This window comes from Ruegeria sp. AE3, assembly GCF_056542225.1.
The window spans coordinates 736,144-753,884 of the sequence record NZ_JBQFZL010000001.1 but is presented as its reverse complement, the minus strand read 5'-3'; the positions used below and the strand labels follow the sequence as shown (position 1 = coordinate 753,884).

The window sequence follows — 17,741 nt, the reverse complement described above, 5'->3', positions numbered from 1 at the left end:
TTATTGAAAGTTAAAGGGCCAGGTCGTCCCGGTGGATGAGGGCTGCGCGGCCTGGATAGCCCAGCGTCGCTTCAATCTCAGAAGACTTACGCCCCTTGATCGCATCGGCTTCCTGCGCCGTATACCGGCTGATCCCCTGAGCCAGACGACGGGACTCCAGATCAAGGATGGCGACAGGATCGCCACGACCGAAATCTCCGGTCACTTCCACAATCCCGGCAGGTAGCAGGCTTTTGCCATTGGCCAGTGCCTTGGCCGCCCCCTCGTCCACTGTGATCTCACCCCGAGGTTTCATTGCCGAAATCCAGCGTTTGCGGGCTGCATGTGGATCCAATGTCGCAGTAAACCATGTGGAATTGGCACCGTTTTCGAGCATTTTCAAAGGGTTAAGAACCGACCCTTCAGTAATTGCCATGGCGCAACCACCAGCGGTTGCCATCTTGGCCGCCAACAGCTTTGTCTTCATCCCACCTTTGGATAGGCCCGATCCCGCATCACCAGCCATGGCTTCAATCTCGGGTGTGATCCTGTCGATTGTCTCGAAGCGCGTCGCGGAGGAATCTTCTTTTGGATTACCGGAATAGAAACCATCCACATCCGACAGCAGAATCAGTTGGTCGGCCCCTACTGTCACGGCGATTTGCGCGGCCAGGCGGTCATTGTCGCCATAACGGATTTCGTCCGTTGCAACCGTGTCGTTTTCATTGACGATCGGTACGACGCCTAACCCCAGCAGAGTTTCCAAGGTCGCGCGTGAGTTCAGATACCTGCGGCGATCTTCGCTGTCTTCAAGCGTCACCAGAACCTGCGCTGTAGTGATCCCATGGGGTGCCAACGCCTCTTCGTAGGCGCGTGCAAGCCGGATTTGCCCAACCGCAGCAGCAGCCTGCGACTGTTCCAAAGGCAGTGCCGCCATCGGCAGGCCCAATACTCCGCGGCCAAGTGCAATCGAACCGGATGAAACAAGGATCACATCTTTCCCCTGCCCCTTGAGCCAGGAAACATCTTGCGCCAACGACAGCAGCCAGTCAGACCGCAGCAGGCCAGTGTCGCGATCAACCAGCAAAGCCGACCCGATTTTTACCACCAGACGGCGTGCCGAGGTCAGGGTTGCCAAGGCTGTGCCTCCTCAGCGGGTTTCTGACGCACACGGTTGTCGTCAATCTGGCTGCGCAGCGCCCGCAGAACTTCGGTTACACCCAGATGCGCCACACCGGACATCGTCATGACGGGGCCGCCCACGGCCTCCTCAAGCTCTGCGACGGCAAGGGCACGTTCTTCGTCATCCAGCGCGTCGATCTTGTTCAGAACAGTGATCCTGGGCTTTTCAGCCAGCTCGCCGCCATAGGCTTCCAACTCGTGAATGATCGTGCGGTAATCATCGGCGACCGTCGCAGAGGTGCCGTCGACCAGATGCAACAACACGGCACAGCGTTCCACGTGACCCAGAAAACGGTCACCAATGCCACGGCCTTCATGAGCACCTTCGATCAGGCCCGGGATATCGGCCACAACAAATTCGACGTTGTCCACGCCGACAACGCCAAGATTGGGGTGCAGCGTGGTAAACGGATAGTCGGCAATCTTGGGCCGCGCATTCGACGTGGCCGCCAGAAAGGTCGACTTGCCTGCATTCGGCATACCCAAAAGACCCACATCGGCGATCAGCTTGAGCCGCAGCCAGATTGTGCGGTCAATCCCCGCCTGCCCCGAATTGGCGCGGCGCGGGGCCTGATTTGTGGCAGATTTGAAATGCAGGTTGCCAAACCCGCCATTGCCGCCCTTGGCCAGCAGAACACGTTGCCCGACTTCGGTCAGGTCGCAGATGACGGTTTCTTCGTCTTCGTCCAGGATTTCAGTGCCAACCGGCACACGCAGAACGATATCGTCCCCATCCTTGCCGGTGCGTTGCTGCCCCCGGCCCGGTTGCCCGTTTTTGGCGAAGAAGTGCTGCTGATAGCGGAAGTCGATCAGGGTGTTTAGCCCATCCACAACTTCGGCCCAGACAGACCCGCCTTTGCCGCCGTCCCCGCCATCGGGGCCGCCGTATTCTATAAACTTTTCGCGTCTGAAGCTGACGCAGCCGCTACCGCCGGCCCCGGACCGGATGTAGACCTTTGCGAGATCGAGAAATTTCATGTGTGTCCCCTACTGCAAAGGCCCCATCGGCCACAAGTCAGAGTTTTTTACTGTATGTCCAGGTGGGCACATTCGCATCGCGCGCCACCGAATAGCTTTCCGCATCGCCCAGATACTGGAACCCGCAATGGGTCAGGACCCGGGCCGAGGCCGGATTATCCTGAAACACACTGGCGAACATCGTCGCGTTCTCCAGCGGGTTGGCGTTAACAAGTGCTTCGACAGCCATCGAGGCAATGCCCGTGTTCCAATAGATCGGCGCGACCCAATAGCCGACTTCAGACTGATTCCGATCAAGCCGTTTCAGCGAAATCACACCGATCAGTTCCGGACCTCCGTCCTTGGTGGCATCCATGACCCAGACGTCTTCATCCCGGTTGTCAGCCATCGAACGGGTTACAAAGGCTTCGATCGATCCGGGGGCCAGTGGATGTGCGATACTGGTGGTCATCCGGGCCACGCGCTCATCACCTGCATAATGCTCGATAAGGCCCATGTCCGACCGGCGCAGGGGGCGTAGATCGAACCGCTCGGTTTCAATGACCGGCTGATTAATTATTGTCTCAAGCTTCATTGGTGTGTTCCTCCTCCGAACAACACGAATAGTACGGACGCGACCGTAAGACCCGCCAACGTCCACATCAGATATTTTTCCGCCGGGCGACCTTCAACCGCATGCGCGATTCTATCCCCGGCAAAAGTCCAGATCGGGTGCAAAACGATCTGGCAGATCAACAAACTAAGAGCGATCGTGAGCGTTGCATCAAAGCTGGACGTCCCCGCCGCGACAAAGCCGGTAAAACCCGCAACAATCATGGCCCAGGCTTTTGGGTTCAGCGGATGCACGATCAACCCCGCCCAGAATCCCGGAACATCACCGACCGCATTTTCGCGCGACAATCGCAAATTCGCGATCTTCCACGCCAGCCAGCAAATATATGCAGCCGAAGCATATTTCAGCGCCGCGAAGACTGTCGGAACCTGTTCCGCCAGTTGCAGCAGGCCAAAGCCCACGGGCCAGATAATCAGCTGCTTGCCAAGCACGACACCGGCCACAAAAGGCAATGCGGCGCGAAACCCATAGCGCGCACCTGTTCCCAGCAGGACCATGTTGGCCGGCCCTGGCGTGCCGACCTGAGAGGCGGCAAATATCAGGAAACTGGTGGTTGCGACTGTCATTGGTTCTTTCGATCACGACTGCGTTAAAACGAGAAAGGGGACCGGCACTTTGTGCCGGTCCCCCATGAATTTTTCTTAAACCTTCTGGGTCTCGGCTTACTCTGCGGCCTCCGCCACTGGCAGGACCGAAATAAAGGTGCGGTTTTTAAGTCCCTTGTGGAACTTCACGGCGCCATCGACAGTTGCAAAGATGGTGTGATCTTTGCCAATGCCTACGCCTTCGCCCGGCCAGAACTTGGTGCCGCGCTGACGCACGATGATGTTGCCTGCGATAGCGGCCTGGCCACCATACAGTTTTACGCCAAGGCGACGACCAGCTGAGTCGCGACCGTTACGGGAGGAACCGCCAGCTTTTTTATGTGCCATTCTCTCTCTCCTTAGCCTTTAGCCAATTCTTTGGCTTGCTCAACCCATTCAGGTTTCACTTTGACCGTTTCGATAGCAGCAATCTGCTCATCCGACAAGGCGGCCAGAGCGGCAAAGCTCGCGATACCGGCCTCAACCAGCTTCTTGGCGGCGGCAGGGCCGACACCGTTCAGTTGGGTCAGATCGTCAGCAGCGGCAGCAGCGGGTGCTTCAGCCTTGGCTACTGCTTTCTTGGCAGGCTTTGCAGCAGGTACCGCTTCGCCAGCCGGAGCTGAACCGATTGCAGCTTTGATGCCCGATTTGTCAGCGCCCGACGCCAGAATGTCGGTGATTTTGACCAGTGTCAGTTTCTGACGGTGGCCAACGGTACGCTTCGAGCTGTGCTTACGACGGCGCTTGACGAACTTGATGACCTTGTCACCTTTGATCTGTTCGATCACTTCGGCCTGAACGCCTGCGCCTGCAACGAATGGTGCGCCAACAACCGGAGCGTCACCCCCCAGCATCAGAACATCGTTGAATTGAACTTTTTCACCTGCGTCGGCAGCCAGCTTTTCAACGCGGAGGATATCGCCCGCCTGAACCTTGTACTGCTTGCCGCCAGTCTTGAGGACCGCAAACATGCGTTTTTCCTTTTCTAACCCGCGTTCTGTGGTCCCCTTTGCGGGTGTTTTGGCCCCAAGAAACTTGAATGCCACCTCGAACAGCGCGCCCTTTTCGGGCTGTGTGAATGACCCCTGACAATGTCATGCAGGCCAAATAATAACGATACCCGGCGCGGAAAACCGGCCGGGATGCGCGCTTATCCATAGAATGCAGGTAAAAGTCAACACCAAAGCGGCGTTAAAGATCGGACGCCCTCAGCGCCTGTGCAACCGCCTGCCCCAGGCGATAGGAAATATCATTGAACATGCGGTCAAAGCCGTCAAACACGGCGTCATTCAGGGCCCGTCCCGTTTCGGTTCTGGAAAACGCGATATTTTCGCGCATCTGAGCCTCGTCCAACGGGCGGTAGGCCATAAGAAGAAACGAGAAAAGCCACTCTTCGGTGTCCTCGCTCCGACTGTCCTTCTGCAACAAAAGCTCGGCCAGCAGTTCCTGATCGTCGGTCCGCGCATCAACATCAAGACCCCGAAAGAAGCTGTAGTCTGACGTCAATGCCCCCTGAACATTCTTTTCAATCAGGTTATTTGCCTCGATATATTCCTTGACCAAAGCGAACTGAGCGGTGCTGCGTTCTGCGGATTTATAGGCTTCTCGGGCCATGTCTTCGATTGCCTGATCCGACATGGCGCGCCGGGCCGAATTTTCCAGCGTTACGATGGTCTGGCCAAGATCGCTTTCAAAAAACAAGATGGCCTGATCAAGCTGAACATCGGACATGCCCGCCACGAAGGCGTCCGTCAAATGTTTCCGCATCCAAAGGGGATCGTAGATACGATTGACCTGCGCCTCGAAATAAGCGCCTCCCTTGTTGTCCAAAAAGGTATCATCAAGAGTCTCGCGATGGCCCTGCCCCTCGTGAACAAGGATTTCCATCACCTGCGTCAGACGCATGGCTTTTGCCAGTCGGTCGACTTTTCCATCGGCATATAGCGGCAGTGCCCAACTCAGAGCGACCACAAATGCCAGAACTACGCGCTGCATCAAATGTCCTGTGCCGGGTGCAATTCGGCCATCCGTGCGGCAAGAACCTCGAACCTCATGGCCATGATCTCATATTGGATGGCGTTCAACAGCTCGTAGACTTCCTGCATCAGCGGCTGTTCCAGCGCGTCAACATATGTATCCAAATCAGCGTCGGAAAAACCTTGATAGGTGTAAGCCGCACCGGCCAGATTAGACAGTTGCAGCGACTGGCGCATTGCCGGTTCATTTTGCTTCATCAATTCGCGCAGTTCATCCCCGCCCAACTGCAGCTCGATGACCCCCGATGCGCTGGCCGCCAGAAGGAAACGCACCTGAATTTCCTGCAAGGCACGCAGTGCCGTGCCTGTGGAATCAATCGCGTTGTTCATGCGTTTAAAACTTTCGACCCGTTTCGAACCGCTCTTGATCAGGTCAGAGATAATCCTTTGACCTGCCAATTGCTTGACGTCATCGTCTTCTTGCATGTGTGAGGCATTCTCGGCCTCGACGAGACGTTGCCCCAGATCAGACGCGTAAAACTCGACAGCGTGTGCCAGGGCCTCGTCGCTTAGGGTCTGCTCCAGAATGGAAACAGCGGTGTCGTGCATTGCATCGACTTCAAAAACCTCGTCCGTCAAACGGGTCCAGTCCGAGCCGAACCCCTCTGGGTCAACACCCAACATCTGCGGCGCGGACCGTGAGCTAAGGGCGATGCTTTCAAGAGCCACGTCAAACCCGGTTGTGGTCAGAAAGGCCTCGATCCGATCTCGGTTCGCTGCGGAAAGCTCCAGAGGAACCAGAACAAGTGCCAGAAACGGGGCGAGAAACCAAATGGCGATGCGGTGTGCAAACTGTGTCATAGCAATCAGAGTAGGTGTTTTACGCTGGCAGGCAACGGAAAATCCCGGCATTCACGATTTCCGGAATTTTTTGCTTGCACCCCCGTTCGTTCCTGACTAAATCCCCCCCTCACAGACCCCCGCGGAGAGGTGCCGGAGTGGTCGAACGGGGCGGTCTCGAAAACCGTTGTGGGTGCAAGCCCACCCAGGGTTCGAATCCCTGTCTCTCCGCCACAATTCCAATATCGAAAGCCGTTAGAAAACGTCTTCCGGTCGGATCTGGGTTCTCAGCAAAATTGCAAGTGGTCCGTTGTCAGAAACTGTAGTGGCTTAGGTCACCCGGCGTGTTCTTGCCGTGAAATCGGGTGCAATCAGCGTAGCCCGGCTCAAACCTCTATTCTGCTGAGAATTCACAGGAATTCCCCTTTGTATATCCGCTACATTTAACGCATCCCGGCGACACATTTTCCAAAGGAGACACACATGTCGCGTATTCTTATCCTGATCATCATCGCCGCTGTCGGTGTTGGTAGTTACTACTATCTCAACCAGTCCGAACAAACCCCGGCTGAACAAGTGCAATCCGCAACGCAGGAGGCGGGCGATGCAGTGGCTGATGCCGCGGCAACCGCTCAGGAAGCTGCGACTGACGCGCTTGAAGACGCAACAGAACAGGCCAGCGAGGCAGGTTCATCCTTGACCGAACAGGCTCAGGAAGCCGCATCGTCGGTTGCCGATCAAGCCAGCGAGGCGGCTTCGTCTGTCGCGGAACAAGCATCCGAGGCAGCACAGCAGGCCGGTGATCAGGTGGCGGCGCTGGCGGGTCAGGGACAGGAATTGCTGAACTCCTGGATTCAGGAAGGCAAGCTGGACGCCACCAATTTCGACTATGAAGGCATCATGACCTCGATTCAGGACAGCACATTGGCCACGGATCTGAAAGAACAGGCGATCAAGATCGTAAATGACATTAAAGAGTCGCCTGAAACCATCGCCTTGAAGATTCAGGAACTGACCGCGCTGTTGACGCAGCAATAACAAAGAAGGGGCCGGTAGCCCGTTCCCGGCCCCTACCCCTCACGCCTATTTTTCGGGCGTGCCCTTACGTTATCGTTTCTCTGAATTGACCCAGTGTGCGGCATTTGATTGGCTGCTCCGACACGATATCCGCGCTCAATGTCACCAGTCGGCAGTTTCCTGTTTAGACAGGTGTGCGCTTTGAACACGCCATCTAGAGGATGATCCCATGACTGACCTGCCCAAAATAATGAAAGCTGCTATCCTGAAACACGGCGGGTACTCGGACACTTCGACCGGACCAGTCATCGAGGATGCGGCCGACTGGCTTGAAGCAGCGGAACTGCCCGTTCCCAATCCCGGCCCCGGTCAGGTATTGATCCGCCTGCGCGCGTCGTCGGTCAATCCGTCCGACCTCCACTTTATCAAGGGTGAATATGGCCAGCCGCGTGTCAAAGGTGCCGCGGCCGGATTCGAAGGCTGTGGCGACGTCGTTGCAACCGGAAAAGGTGCCGAGGCGCTGAAGGGGCTGCGTGTCGCTTTCGTGGCCGCTGGATCCGGTGCCTGGGCGGAATACATAGTGACGCAGATGCAAATGTGCATCCCCTTGCGTCCGGATATTTCAGATGATGACGGGGCCGCGCAAATCGTCAACCCGCTTACCGCGATGGCGATGGTGGACATGGCAAGGGAAGACGGCGATGCATTTGTGATATCCGCTGCGTCCAGCCAGTTGGGAAAACTGATGTGCAGCCTCGGGCGTGATCTGGGGTTGAAACCCATCGCGCTGGTGCGCCGGGCCGAGACAGTCGAAATGCTGAAAAGTCTTGGAGCAGCCGAAGTGCTTGTGACGTCCGATCCTGAAGTCGTCGAGAAGTTTGCCGCGATAAGCGCCACGCTGAAACCTCGGGTCTTCCTTGATGCGGTGACGGATCAACTGTCCGAGAAACTGTTCTGCACCATGCCAAACCGGGCGCGCTGGGTCAGCTACGGCAAACTTTCGACCCAAGCGCCAACGCTTTTTCAGACAGGTCAGCTGATCTTCATGGGCAAACGGATCGAAGGTTTCTGGCTGACGCACTGGATGATGTCGACGCCGCCCGCTGACCAGATGCGGGTTGTGGCCGAAGTTCAGGCCCGCTTTGCCGATGGTCGCTGGAAAACGGATGTTTCCGAACACCTTACGCTTGAAAATCTTGTGCCGAATCTGGCTGACGCGCTGAAAAAGAGTGACGGAAAGGTGATTATCACCCCATAGTAGAATTCACCTGCGTTACCGGAGGATATACGCGGGCGGAACAAGACGCTGGAAAACCGGTGGAGGGAGGACAGTGTGGATAACGCGCAGCTGCTGATTAGCGGGCTGGCGAACGGGTGTGTCTACGGCCTGATCGCGCTTGGCTTTGTTCTGATCTACAAGGCTACCGAAGCGGTTAACTTTGCGCAGGGCGATTTCATGATGCTGGGCGCATTTGTGACCATCGGCCTGACAAATACCGAATATATGGGGTTGCCGTTCTGGCTCGCTCTGCCGGTATCATTGGGAATAATGGCCGCGCTCGGTTATCTTCTGGATCGCCTGATCATTCGCCGCCTGTTTGGTGAAAGCCAGACCGCCGTTGTCATACTGACCATTGCTTTGGGCTTTGTGATCCGTTTCATTGCCGGTCTGATCTGGGGGCACGAGCCGCAAACACTGCAAAACCCGCTTGCGGGCAAAGAAGTGCGTATGGGCGGTCTTGTGCTGGGGATGGAAGATGTCGCGATAATCGTCGTCACGGTGCTGCTGACATGGTCGCTCTATGTTTTCTTCAGCCGCACCAAACTGGGGCTGGCGATGCAGGGCGCCTCGCAAAACCAGCTGGCAGCTTATTACATGGGCATTCCCGTCAGGCGTGTTCAGGGATGGGTCTGGGCTCTGGCCGGAAGTGTTGCGGGAATTGCCGGAATTCTCTTTGCTGCAAAAGGTGCTGTGGATCCGACAACCGGATTGCTGGGTATCAAGGCGTTTGCCGCCGCCGTTATCGGCGGGTTCGGCAGTTTGCCGGGTGCATTGGCCGGAGGGCTGATTGTCGGTGTTATCGAACCCTTCGCCAGCCGGTACATTGCGGCAGGTTATAGCCAGGTCGCGCCATACGCTTTGCTGCTTGCCGTCCTGATCTTCCGACCAAACGGGCTGTTCAGTCAGGTCCGGGTCAAGAAAGTCTGAGCCATGCGTATCGTTTTCAAAACCGACTACATGCAGGATATCCGCCCGTGGAAAGACGGGTTCCAGTTGCGCCTTTATCTGCTTCTTCTGTTTGTCGTCGCGGCTGCGCCTCTCGTGCTGGACGATTTCTATCTGGGTGAACTGACAAACGTTCTGATCTGGACCATTGCCGGTCTGGGTCTGATGATCCTGACTGGACATACAGGGCAAGTCAGTCTGGGCCATGCGGCCTTTCTGGCCTTCGGCTGTTACGCCAACGTGGCCCTGATTGAGGCAGGCGCGCCTTTTCTGGTCGCTTTTCCGCTGGCCGGAATTCTGACCGGGATCGCGGGCGTGACCGTCGCAGTCCCTGCCCTGAGGCTTCATGGTATCTACCTGGCGATCTTTACCATGGCGCTGTCCATCCTGATGGATGACATCATTGTTCTGTCCGAGCCGATCACTGGTGGTGTCGCGGGTAAATATATCGGCGGGGTCGAGGTCTTTGGCCTTACGGTTGACCGCTGGGGGACGCCTGATCTTTTTTTCTGGCTGGTTCTGTCTGTCACCATTCTGGTCACGTTGGGTTACGTAAACCTGCTACGTGCCCCTTTGGGACGCAGCTTCATCGCCGTGCGCGACTCCGAGGTTTCGGCGCAGGCAATGGGTATCGATATCGCGCGAACAAAGATGATTTCGTTTGCCCTGTCCTGTGCGGTTACAGGTTGGGCCGGCGCGTTGATGGGGCTGTTTGCTGGTGCGTTTAACAATGAAACCTTCAGCGTCCTGATCTCGATCCAATTGCTGATGATGATCGTTATCGGCGGGCTGGGCTCGATCCATGGCGCGTTTCTGGGCGCAATCGTCATCGGGTTTTTGCCGCAGTTTCTATCGATTTCAAAGGAATATGTCGGCGCGATCATCGGCGGAAACACCGTTGCCATTCCGGGGCTGGAGTTCGGCATCTTTGGCATGATTCTGATTGCATTCATCCTTTTCGAACCCATGGGCATCTATGGCCGTTGGCTGAAAATCCGCACCTGGTTCGAACTGTTTCCTTTCTATCGCAAGGACATGTTCAAACGGCAGAAATCCTATCTCAAGACGGAGCGTCTGAGATGAACTTGCTGGAATTTGAAAACGTTACCCTGAAATTTGGTGGTCTGACAGCCGTGGACAATTTGTCCTTCCAGGTTCAGCAGGGCGAAGTCTTTGCCATAGTCGGGCCGAATGGCGCGGGCAAATCGACGGTCTTCAATCTGATCTCGCGCTTTTACGAACCGTTTTCAGGGTCGATCCGGTTTGATGGTCACGATCTGCTTCAGGTTAAACCGTCTGGCGTGGCTGCCTTTGGGGTGGCGCGAACCTTCCAGAATATCGAGCTGTTCGAACACGCAACTGTCCTGCAAAATCTACTGGTCGGAAGACACAGGCATCGGACAACGAACTTGATTTCAGAACTTTTGTTCACCCCTGCGGTCCGACGGCAAGAGTTGGAGAGCCGGGAAAAAGTCGAACAGATCATCGATTTCCTCGACCTGCAGGCCTATCGCGACAAGATGATTTCAGGGCTGCCTTATGGCGTACGCAAAGTGGTCGAAGTTGCACGTGCCCTGGCGACCGATCCCAAGCTGCTGTTGATGGATGAACCAGCCTCGGGACTGTCGGTGGAAGAGACGACCGATATGCGCTGGTGGATCGACGATATCCGGCGCCAAATGGGAATTACCGTGCTGATGGTCGAACACGACATGGGATTGGTATCGGGCGTGTCCGACCGGGTCCTGGCCATGGCAGATGGGGCAAAGCTGGCCCTCGGGTCTCCGGCAGACGTGCAATCGCATCCAGCCGTGATCGAGGCATATCTGGGGAAAGCCTCATGAACGCCCCGATCTTGCAAGTCCGTAATGTCGAAAGTTTTTATGGCCCCATTATGGCCATTCGGGGCGTTTCGCTGGATGTTCACGAAGGAAAAATCGTGTCGATCCTTGGCGCAAACGGCGCGGGCAAGACCACATTGATGAAAACCATCTCTGGCGTGATGGACCCGGAAAAGGGAACAATCACCTTTGATGGCGGCGACATTCAGGGCTGGGAACCGCACAAGGTTGTCCAGCGCGGGGTGGTTCACATCCCGGAAGGGCGCGAAGTTTTTCCACTGCTGACGGTTGATGAAAACCTAAGTCTCGGCGCCTACACCCGCAAAGACAAAGACCAGATCGAACAGGATCGTGAGCTGGTCTTCCGTTATTTTCCGATTCTGAAAAACCGTCGGTCGCAAGAGGCCGGAACCCTTTCGGGCGGACAGCAACAGATGCTGGCCATAGGGCGCGGATTGATGGCCCGGCCTCGTATCATGTTGCTGGATGAACCGTCTCTGGGACTGTCTCCTCTGCTGGTGCAAGAGATCTTCGGCATTCTCAAACGTCTGAACGAAGAACAGAACATGACAATGTTGCTGGTTGAACAGAATGCCAATGCGGCGTTGGAACTGGCACATCATGGCTATGTCATGGAGGTGGGTCGCATCGTCATGGACGGTGCCGCGGACGCGCTTTTGCAATCCGAGGATATTCAGAGCTTTTATCTTGGAAAACAGGAAGAAGGCGCGCGCGAAAGCCGCCGCTGGAAGCGGAAAAAGACGTGGAGGTAAGACGGATGGACGCCACGCCCCTACCCCCTCAGGTCATGATAAACGGCGTTCAGTTCAACGCAACGGCAGGGCAGCGCCCGGTACGCGTTGATGGCTGCATCACCATTGCTGAGTTGTTCCAAAGCCGATGTGCCGAACTGGGCAGCCGAACGGCGCATCGCGAAAAAGACCTGGGTATCTGGAAATCCTATTCCTGGGCCGATTACTGGCAGCATGCCAAATGGATCGGGCTGGCCTTGCGCAAGCTGGGACTGGAACGCGGCGACGTGGTCTCAATCCTGTCCGAGGACCGCAAGGAATGGGCATGGCTCGACATGGGCATTCAGGGCGTTGGCGGTATCGCTTCCGGCGTCTATACCACGGATTCCGCCAGTCAGTTGCAATACCTGGTCAACGACAGCGGCACCAGGTTTCTGATTGTCGAGGATGAAGAGCATCTGGACAAGTTTCTGGGAATTGAGGCCGAGGTTCCCGATCTGATCAAGGTGATCATCCTCGAGGACGAAGGGCTGCATGACCTGAACCATCCGCGCTGCATGATGATCGACGAGCTGTTCGCCTTGGGCCAAGAGGCGGAACTGGCCGAGCCCGGGCGCTTCGAAGCGGAAATCGCATTGGCCAAACCGCAGGACATTGCCTTGCTGGTCTATACGTCGGGTACAACCGGTCAGCCGAAAGGCGCAATGCTTAGCAATGAAAACATCCTGGCCGCCATCGAATCCGCTGCACGGGTGCTGCCAGCGCTGCCCAGCGATGAACAGCTGTGTTTCCTGCCTCTGTGTCACATTCTGGAACGTAATGTCTCGGTCTATTTCCCCTTGGCGGCCCGCTGCACTGTCAATTTTGCCGAAAGCCCTGAAACTGTTTTCGCAAACCTTCAGGAGGTTTCGCCCTCAACCTTCACAGCGGTGCCAAGGGTTTGGGAAAAGATCTACTCACACGTCCAGATCCTGACACAGGAAGCCACGCCTTTGGGGCGGCTGGCATTCGGCCTGGCATTAAAAACTGGTGCGCGCCGTGCCGGATATCTGAGCGCAGGCCAACCAGTTCCATCCGGCGTCGCCACCAGATTCTGGTTCTGGGATCAGCTGGTTTTGAAAAACCTGCGCCGAATGTTGGGTCTGGACAAACTGCGACGAGGCGGAACAGGCGCCGCGCCAATCTCGACCGATCTGCTAAAATGGTACTGGTCCATCGGCGTGCCGTTGGTGGAAGGGTTCGGGATGACCGAAACTTCGGGCCTCGCCACGCTCAACACCACAGACAGCAATAAGATCGGAACCATAGGCAAAGTTGTCGAAGGGTGCGACATTCGCATCTCGGACGATGGCGAAATCCAACTAAAGGGCCTGAACATATTTCAGGGATACTGGCGCAACAACGCGAAGACAGCAGAAACCTTCACCGCCGATGGCTGGCTGCGTACCGGGGATATGGGGTCAATAGATAAGGATGGCTATGTCACCATCACGGGCCGCCTGAAGGATATCATCATCACCGCAGGTGGTAAGAACATCACCCCAGCCGAGATCGAAAGCCGCCTTAAGTTCAGTCATTATGTCGCGGACGCAATCATCATCGGGGACAGGCGCAAATTTCTGACGGCACTGATCATGATTGATCAGGAAAATGTCGAAAAATACGCGCAGGGCCATAAAATCCCCTTCTCGAATTTTGCCTCGCTATGCGCGGCACCGGAAATCAGGCAGTTGATCAGTTCGGAAATTGCCGCTGTTAATGCAGAATTTGCGCGGGTCGAACAGATCAAGGATTTCCGTCTGATCGACGTCCTGCTGACCGCTGAAGACGACGAACTGACTGCGACGATGAAGCTGAAACGCGGACTGGTTGAAAAGAAACACGGGCATCTGATCGAAGACATGTACACTTGACCAAAAGATTAACGGGAGGAAAGAGATGAAGAAATTACGCAACAGTCTGGCGGCTGCATCACTGCTGACAGCATCGGCAACACTTGGTTGGGCGCAAACACAGGGCGTGACCGATGATGAGATTGTCATTGGTTCTGTCAACGACCTGAGCGGGATATTCGCCGCAGTGGGTGTTCCGGCAACCAAAGGTGCAAATGTCGTCTTTGATCGGGTGAATGCAGCCGGTGGCGTGCACGGGCGAAAAATTCGTTACGTGGTCGAAGACAACGGCTATCAGATGCCACGTGCGATGCAGGGCTATAACAAACTGCTCAATCGCGACAAGGTATTTGCCATGCTGCAATCGCTTGGCACGCCGATGAACATGGCAGGGTTCAAGCTGTTGGATCCCAAAGGCATTCCCAACGTAGCGCCTCTTACAGCTGCGCGTCAGATGTTGCAGGAACCCATGCGGAACAAGTTCACCTCCTTCTCGACCTATTTCGATCAGGCGCGTGTCGGTGTGAACTATCTGGCTGGCGAGTTTGGCTCAAAGACGGTCTGCACCATGTACCTGCCGACAGATTTTGGTGAGGAAATTCTAGAAGGCAGCAAGGCCGGAGCCGAAGAAGCCGGGCTCACTTTTGGATCAGAAACCACCCATAAACCGGATGAGACAGATTTCGTCGGATCGCTGAGCAAGCTCAAGGAAGAGGGTTGTGATATCGTCACCATGGCGCTTGGGGTGCGGCAGGCGATCACTGTCGTGGGCACCGCTAAGAAAATGGGCCTGACCGATATGAAATTTCTCGGCACATCAGCCAGTTTCCTGACGGTCGTGGCGCAGGTTCCTGGTGGCGTGACCGATGGATTCTACGCGGCAGCCTCATGGCAGGACCTTTGGGCACGCGCGGATCAACCTGCCCCGGCCGCATTTATCGAGGAATACAAGGCAGCCACAGGCGAAGATCCGGTCGGATTTGCCATGCTGGGTTATTCGGCGGCTGAAATGATGGTTAAGGCGTTGGAGGCCGCAGGCCCTGATCTGACGCAGGACAGTTTCATCGCAGCGATGGAAACGCTGGATTATCAGGACGATCTGGTTGGCAACCACATAACCTATGGTCCTGAAGACCATCAGGGCGCGGATACTGTGTTCGTCAACGTTGTTGAAAACGGTGCGTGGAAACTCGTTTACGAAGAATGAATCCCTGACCCGCGCAAAGCAAAAGGGCTCGCAAGTGCGAGCCCTTTCTTTTGGGTATTCCCGGCGAATTAACGCTTCGAGAACTGGAACGAACGGCGGGCTTTGCGCTTACCGAATTTCTTACGTTCCACAACGCGGCTGTCGCGGGTCAGGAAGCCAGCGGCTTTCAGTGCGCCACGCAGGTTCGGATCATAGAGTTGCAGCGCTTTCGAGATGCCGTGCTTAACCGCACCGGCCTGACCGGTCAGGCCACCGCCTTTGACGGTTGCAACAACGTCGAATTCACCTTCTACGCCGGCAACCTGGAACGGCTGGCGCAGGATCAGCTGCAGAACGGGGCGTGCAAAATAGACGTCCTGATCTTTGCCGTTTACGGTGACTTTGCCGGAACCCGGCTTGATCCAAACGCGGGCAACAGCATCTTTACGCTTGCCAGTGGCATAGGAGCGGCCCAGCTCGTCACGTACGGGTTCACGTACGATGACTTCTTCGGCCACGGTTTCAACGCCTGCGACGGCGCTCAGCTCTTCGAGAGTATTGATCTGATCAACCATCGGTCATTAGCTCCGGGTGTTTTTCTTGTTCATGGACTTGACGTCCAGAACTTCGGGGGCCTGGGCCTCGTGCGGGTGCTCGGCACCGGCATAGATACGCAGGTTGGTCATCTGCTGGCGCGACAGGCGGTTGCCTGGCAGCATACGCTTGACGGCCTGGAAGACAACACGCTCGGGGTGTGCGCCATCCAGGATCTGCTGTTTGGTGCGCGACTTGATGCCGCCCGGGTGGCCAGTGTGCCAGTAGAAGTTTTCTTCGCGCTTCTTGCCGGTCATCTGGATTTTGTCAGCGTTGATCACGATGACATTGTCGCCCATGTCCATGTTCGGAGTAAACGACGCTTTGTGCTTGCCACGCAGGCGCATGGCGACGATCGAAGCAAGACGGCCCAGAACAACGCCTTCAGCGTCGATCAGGATCCACTTCTTGTCGATGTCTGCAGGTGTTGCAGAAAAGGTTTTCATGGCAGGATAGTCCTGTTTGATGTGAAAGACCGCCCCAGCGGAGCGGCCCGAATTCGATGGACGGGTTTTATGAGGTGCCTGCACGCAGGTCAAGCGGCATTAGTCTTATTTATGCATGTAAAACCAAATACTTAGAAAATAGGTAATATATTACCCCATATTCAAACGCTGATTTGTTCAGGCGGATTGTCCAATAGAACACGCAGGCGCTGCATCGCGTCCTCGAACCGTTCCAGTGACACATGACCATTCATGGCAATACGTACCGCGTTCGGCGCGCGTCCATCGCGCAGCGCGAACTCGTCGGCGGATCGGAGTTGTATCCCTTCCCGCTCGGCCGCGCGACTGAATGCAGCCGACCGCCAGCCAGACGGAAGGCTCAGCCAGACAAAGGGAACGTCCGGGGCCCAGTTCAGATCAAACCCACCCAGGGTATTGACGGCAACGCGTAGATAATCCCCCATCCGCGTGCGCACATCCTTGGCGATCTGACGCGTACGCGGATCGGACAGCAGAAGGCGGGTCAATTCCGCCAAGGGCTGGGCCAATCCGAAATATCCGTATTCAGCGGACCGGCGCAGATCCACACTTTTTTCTCTGGGGGCGATAGCAAAACCCACACGCAATGCCGGTGTCAGAATCTTCGAGATTGATGACACATGCCATCCCCGTTCAGGCGCCAGTGCCCGAAAGCTGGGCTCTCGGGCATCGCCCATGCGATAGCAATCATCTTCAATGATCTGCAAATCAAAGCGACGGGCAATCTCAACGATCTCTTTCCTCCGCTCCAACGGTGTGTGTGCGCCCGTTGGGTTTTGAACTTCTGGCGACACGCAGACGGCCTGCGCTGTCGTGTGGCGCAGAACATGTTCTAACGCTGCCGGATCGACACCCCATCTGTCCATCTTCACACCGACCACTTCCGCGCGCATCAGTTCGCCTGCGCGACGGAACCCGGCATAAGACAGGTCCTCGACCAGTACGACAGGTTTGGGCCCGCGCAGGATCGTCTGAAACACAACGCAAAGCCCGTTCTGGCCGCCATGTGTCAACACAATATCATCATGGGTCAGTGCGCCCAGCGGAAGGTCTGACAACCAGTCCACAACCGCCTGTCGCACGGGCTGGTACGCGTCACGCGTCGGGTAATTCAGAAACAAACCCGGATCGGCTTGCGACACTTTTTTCAGACATTCACGGATCAGGGACACCTGCCCCATATCTGCCAACCTAGGGCTGAACAGACTTACATTGGCATTGTATTTGTCGTCCCGAAGATGCAGTTGCCGCGCCCAAACGTCGTCAAGAATGGGCGATTTTGGCGGCGCAACAAATGTACCACGCCCGACTTCGGCTTGTAACAACCCCTCATCTGTCAGGATTGTATAGGCGCGCGCGACTGTACCAGGCGTTATTTGCAGGCGATACGCCAGTTCGCGCACCGGAGGAAGTTTGACGCCCACTTCCAAAGATTTGTTATCTATGGCTTTTCGAATTGTGTCAGCAACCAGAGTGTATTTCGGTCCTTTGGATTTCGGTAGCGCCTCTGGCCAAATTGTATCCATTACAATTCTTCCTTTGCTTTTGACACAATTTCAAATGTATCAGTCACGTGTACCAAGTACAACTGATTT

At 56.0% G+C, this 17,741-nt stretch carries 19 protein-coding genes and 1 tRNA gene; 9 read left to right on the top strand and 11 right to left on the bottom strand.

Annotated features, from left to right (window positions below; translation table 11 throughout):
- Positions 1–10 precede the first annotated feature (10 nt).
- The 8 genes from proB to ACR0NZ_RS03725 form a co-directional block, all read right to left on the bottom strand.
- Positions 11–1,117 (bottom strand): glutamate 5-kinase, encoded by a 1,107-nt coding sequence (proB, locus tag ACR0NZ_RS03760; RefSeq protein ID WP_480472734.1) that lies wholly within the window; start codon positions 1,115–1,117, stop codon positions 11–13.
- Positions 1,105–2,139: a GTPase ObgE gene (gene obgE / locus ACR0NZ_RS03755; RefSeq protein WP_209596239.1), complete on the bottom strand. Its 1,035-nt coding sequence runs from the start codon at positions 2,137–2,139 to the stop codon at positions 1,105–1,107. The genes proB and obgE overlap by 13 nt, the downstream gene beginning before the upstream one ends.
- Before the next feature lie 37 nt (positions 2,140–2,176).
- A complete protein-coding gene (locus tag ACR0NZ_RS03750) occupies positions 2,177–2,713 on the bottom strand; it encodes a GNAT family N-acetyltransferase (protein ID WP_480472732.1) in 537 nt (178 codons plus the stop codon).
- Complete coding sequence (locus tag ACR0NZ_RS03745; RefSeq protein WP_480472730.1) at positions 2,710–3,318, bottom strand: LysE family translocator; 609 nt, start codon at positions 3,316–3,318, stop codon at positions 2,710–2,712. The genes ACR0NZ_RS03750 and ACR0NZ_RS03745 overlap by 4 nt, the downstream gene beginning before the upstream one ends.
- 96 nt (positions 3,319–3,414) lie before the next feature.
- Entirely contained in the window at positions 3,415–3,684 is a 270-nt protein-coding gene (rpmA, locus tag ACR0NZ_RS03740) for a 50S ribosomal protein L27 (protein ID WP_050602452.1), read from the bottom strand.
- An 11-nt stretch (positions 3,685–3,695) separates the two neighbouring features.
- Entirely contained in the window at positions 3,696–4,307 is a 612-nt protein-coding gene (locus tag ACR0NZ_RS03735) for a 50S ribosomal protein L21 (protein WP_480517002.1), read from the bottom strand.
- A 220-nt stretch (positions 4,308–4,527) separates the two neighbouring features.
- The gene (locus tag ACR0NZ_RS03730) at positions 4,528–5,331 is read right to left on the bottom strand and encodes a DUF2059 domain-containing protein (protein WP_480472726.1); all 804 of its coding nucleotides are present in this window, start codon (positions 5,329–5,331) and stop codon (positions 4,528–4,530) included.
- Positions 5,331–6,173 carry a DUF2059 domain-containing protein gene (locus ACR0NZ_RS03725; protein WP_480517740.1) on the bottom strand — a complete coding sequence of 281 codons (843 nt, stop codon included), beginning with the start codon at positions 6,171–6,173 and terminating at the stop codon, positions 5,331–5,333. The genes ACR0NZ_RS03730 and ACR0NZ_RS03725 overlap by 1 nt, the downstream gene beginning before the upstream one ends.
- A 123-nt stretch (positions 6,174–6,296) precedes the next feature.
- Here ACR0NZ_RS03725 and ACR0NZ_RS03720 point away from each other — a divergent pair.
- The 9 genes from ACR0NZ_RS03720 (at position 6,297) to ACR0NZ_RS03680 (ending at position 15,088) form a co-directional block, all read left to right on the top strand.
- Positions 6,297–6,386: transfer RNA gene (locus ACR0NZ_RS03720), tRNA-Ser, on the top strand.
- 249 nt (positions 6,387–6,635) lie between these two features.
- Positions 6,636–7,190, top strand: a complete 555-nt coding sequence (locus tag ACR0NZ_RS03715; RefSeq protein ID WP_480517000.1) for a hypothetical protein — start codon at positions 6,636–6,638, stop codon at positions 7,188–7,190.
- A gap of 208 nt (positions 7,191–7,398) precedes the next feature.
- On the top strand, positions 7,399–8,427 hold the full coding sequence (locus ACR0NZ_RS03710; RefSeq protein WP_480516998.1) for an alcohol dehydrogenase catalytic domain-containing protein: 1,029 nt from the start codon (positions 7,399–7,401) through the stop codon (positions 8,425–8,427).
- Positions 8,428–8,502: 75 nt separating this feature from the next.
- Positions 8,503–9,378: a branched-chain amino acid ABC transporter permease gene (locus ACR0NZ_RS03705; protein ID WP_480516996.1), complete on the top strand. Its 876-nt coding sequence runs from the start codon at positions 8,503–8,505 to the stop codon at positions 9,376–9,378.
- A 3-nt stretch (positions 9,379–9,381) separates the two neighbouring features.
- Positions 9,382–10,479 carry a branched-chain amino acid ABC transporter permease gene (locus ACR0NZ_RS03700; RefSeq protein ID WP_480516994.1) on the top strand — a complete coding sequence of 366 codons (1,098 nt, stop codon included), beginning with the start codon at positions 9,382–9,384 and terminating at the stop codon, positions 10,477–10,479.
- Positions 10,476–11,240: an ABC transporter ATP-binding protein gene (locus tag ACR0NZ_RS03695; protein WP_480516992.1), complete on the top strand. Its 765-nt coding sequence runs from the start codon at positions 10,476–10,478 to the stop codon at positions 11,238–11,240. The genes ACR0NZ_RS03700 and ACR0NZ_RS03695 overlap by 4 nt, the downstream gene beginning before the upstream one ends.
- On the top strand, positions 11,237–12,010 hold the full coding sequence (locus tag ACR0NZ_RS03690) for an ABC transporter ATP-binding protein (RefSeq protein WP_480516990.1): 774 nt from the start codon (positions 11,237–11,239) through the stop codon (positions 12,008–12,010). The genes ACR0NZ_RS03695 and ACR0NZ_RS03690 overlap by 4 nt, the downstream gene beginning before the upstream one ends.
- 5 nt (positions 12,011–12,015) lie before the next feature.
- On the top strand, positions 12,016–13,902 hold the full coding sequence (locus ACR0NZ_RS03685; protein ID WP_480516988.1) for an AMP-dependent synthetase/ligase: 1,887 nt from the start codon (positions 12,016–12,018) through the stop codon (positions 13,900–13,902).
- Between the two features lie 25 nt (positions 13,903–13,927).
- A complete protein-coding gene (locus ACR0NZ_RS03680) occupies positions 13,928–15,088 on the top strand; it encodes an ABC transporter substrate-binding protein (protein ID WP_480472708.1) in 1,161 nt (386 codons plus the stop codon).
- 68 nt (positions 15,089–15,156) lie between these two features.
- Here ACR0NZ_RS03680 and rpsI read toward each other — a convergent pair whose 3' ends face one another.
- From rpsI to ACR0NZ_RS03665, 3 genes are all read right to left on the bottom strand, one after another.
- The gene (gene rpsI, locus ACR0NZ_RS03675; RefSeq protein WP_209503959.1) at positions 15,157–15,642 is read right to left on the bottom strand and encodes a 30S ribosomal protein S9; all 486 of its coding nucleotides are present in this window, start codon (positions 15,640–15,642) and stop codon (positions 15,157–15,159) included.
- A gap of 6 nt (positions 15,643–15,648) precedes the next feature.
- On the bottom strand, positions 15,649–16,107 hold the full coding sequence (gene rplM, locus ACR0NZ_RS03670) for a 50S ribosomal protein L13 (RefSeq protein WP_480472706.1): 459 nt from the start codon (positions 16,105–16,107) through the stop codon (positions 15,649–15,651).
- Between the two features lie 161 nt (positions 16,108–16,268).
- Positions 16,269–17,672: an aminotransferase-like domain-containing protein gene (locus ACR0NZ_RS03665; protein WP_480472704.1), complete on the bottom strand. Its 1,404-nt coding sequence runs from the start codon at positions 17,670–17,672 to the stop codon at positions 16,269–16,271.
- Positions 17,673–17,741: the final 69 nt, after the last annotated feature.

What these genes read in the sequence shown, in the direction of transcription:
- obgE (WP_209596239.1), bottom strand. Translation starts at nt 2,139, where the DNA reads ATGAAATTTCTCGATCTCGCAAAGGTCTACATCCGGTCCGGGGCCGGC.
- ACR0NZ_RS03750 (WP_480472732.1), bottom strand. Translation starts at nt 2,713, where the DNA reads ATGAAGCTTGAGACAATAATTAATCAGCCGGTCATTGAAACCGAGCGG.
- ACR0NZ_RS03745 (WP_480472730.1), bottom strand. Translation starts at nt 3,318, where the DNA reads ATGACAGTCGCAACCACCAGTTTCCTGATATTTGCCGCCTCTCAGGTC.
- rpmA (WP_050602452.1), bottom strand. Translation starts at nt 3,684, where the DNA reads ATGGCACATAAAAAAGCTGGCGGTTCCTCCCGTAACGGTCGCGACTCA.
- ACR0NZ_RS03735 (WP_480517002.1), bottom strand. Translation starts at nt 4,307, where the DNA reads ATGTTTGCGGTCCTCAAGACTGGCGGCAAGCAGTACAAGGTTCAGGCG.
- ACR0NZ_RS03730 (WP_480472726.1), bottom strand. Translation starts at nt 5,331, where the DNA reads ATGCAGCGCGTAGTTCTGGCATTTGTGGTCGCTCTGAGTTGGGCACTG.
- ACR0NZ_RS03725 (WP_480517740.1), bottom strand. Translation starts at nt 6,173, where the DNA reads ATGACACAGTTTGCACACCGCATCGCCATTTGGTTTCTCGCCCCGTTT.
- ACR0NZ_RS03715 (WP_480517000.1), top strand. Translation starts at nt 6,636, where the DNA reads ATGTCGCGTATTCTTATCCTGATCATCATCGCCGCTGTCGGTGTTGGT.
- ACR0NZ_RS03710 (WP_480516998.1), top strand. Translation starts at nt 7,399, where the DNA reads ATGACTGACCTGCCCAAAATAATGAAAGCTGCTATCCTGAAACACGGC.
- ACR0NZ_RS03700 (WP_480516994.1), top strand. Translation starts at nt 9,382, where the DNA reads ATGCGTATCGTTTTCAAAACCGACTACATGCAGGATATCCGCCCGTGG.
- ACR0NZ_RS03695 (WP_480516992.1), top strand. Translation starts at nt 10,476, where the DNA reads ATGAACTTGCTGGAATTTGAAAACGTTACCCTGAAATTTGGTGGTCTG.
- ACR0NZ_RS03690 (WP_480516990.1), top strand. Translation starts at nt 11,237, where the DNA reads ATGAACGCCCCGATCTTGCAAGTCCGTAATGTCGAAAGTTTTTATGGC.
- ACR0NZ_RS03685 (WP_480516988.1), top strand. Translation starts at nt 12,016, where the DNA reads ATGGACGCCACGCCCCTACCCCCTCAGGTCATGATAAACGGCGTTCAG.
- ACR0NZ_RS03680 (WP_480472708.1), top strand. Translation starts at nt 13,928, where the DNA reads ATGAAGAAATTACGCAACAGTCTGGCGGCTGCATCACTGCTGACAGCA.
- rpsI (WP_209503959.1), bottom strand. Translation starts at nt 15,642, where the DNA reads ATGGTTGATCAGATCAATACTCTCGAAGAGCTGAGCGCCGTCGCAGGC.
- rplM (WP_480472706.1), bottom strand. Translation starts at nt 16,107, where the DNA reads ATGAAAACCTTTTCTGCAACACCTGCAGACATCGACAAGAAGTGGATC.
- ACR0NZ_RS03665 (WP_480472704.1), bottom strand. Translation starts at nt 17,672, where the DNA reads ATGGATACAATTTGGCCAGAGGCGCTACCGAAATCCAAAGGACCGAAA.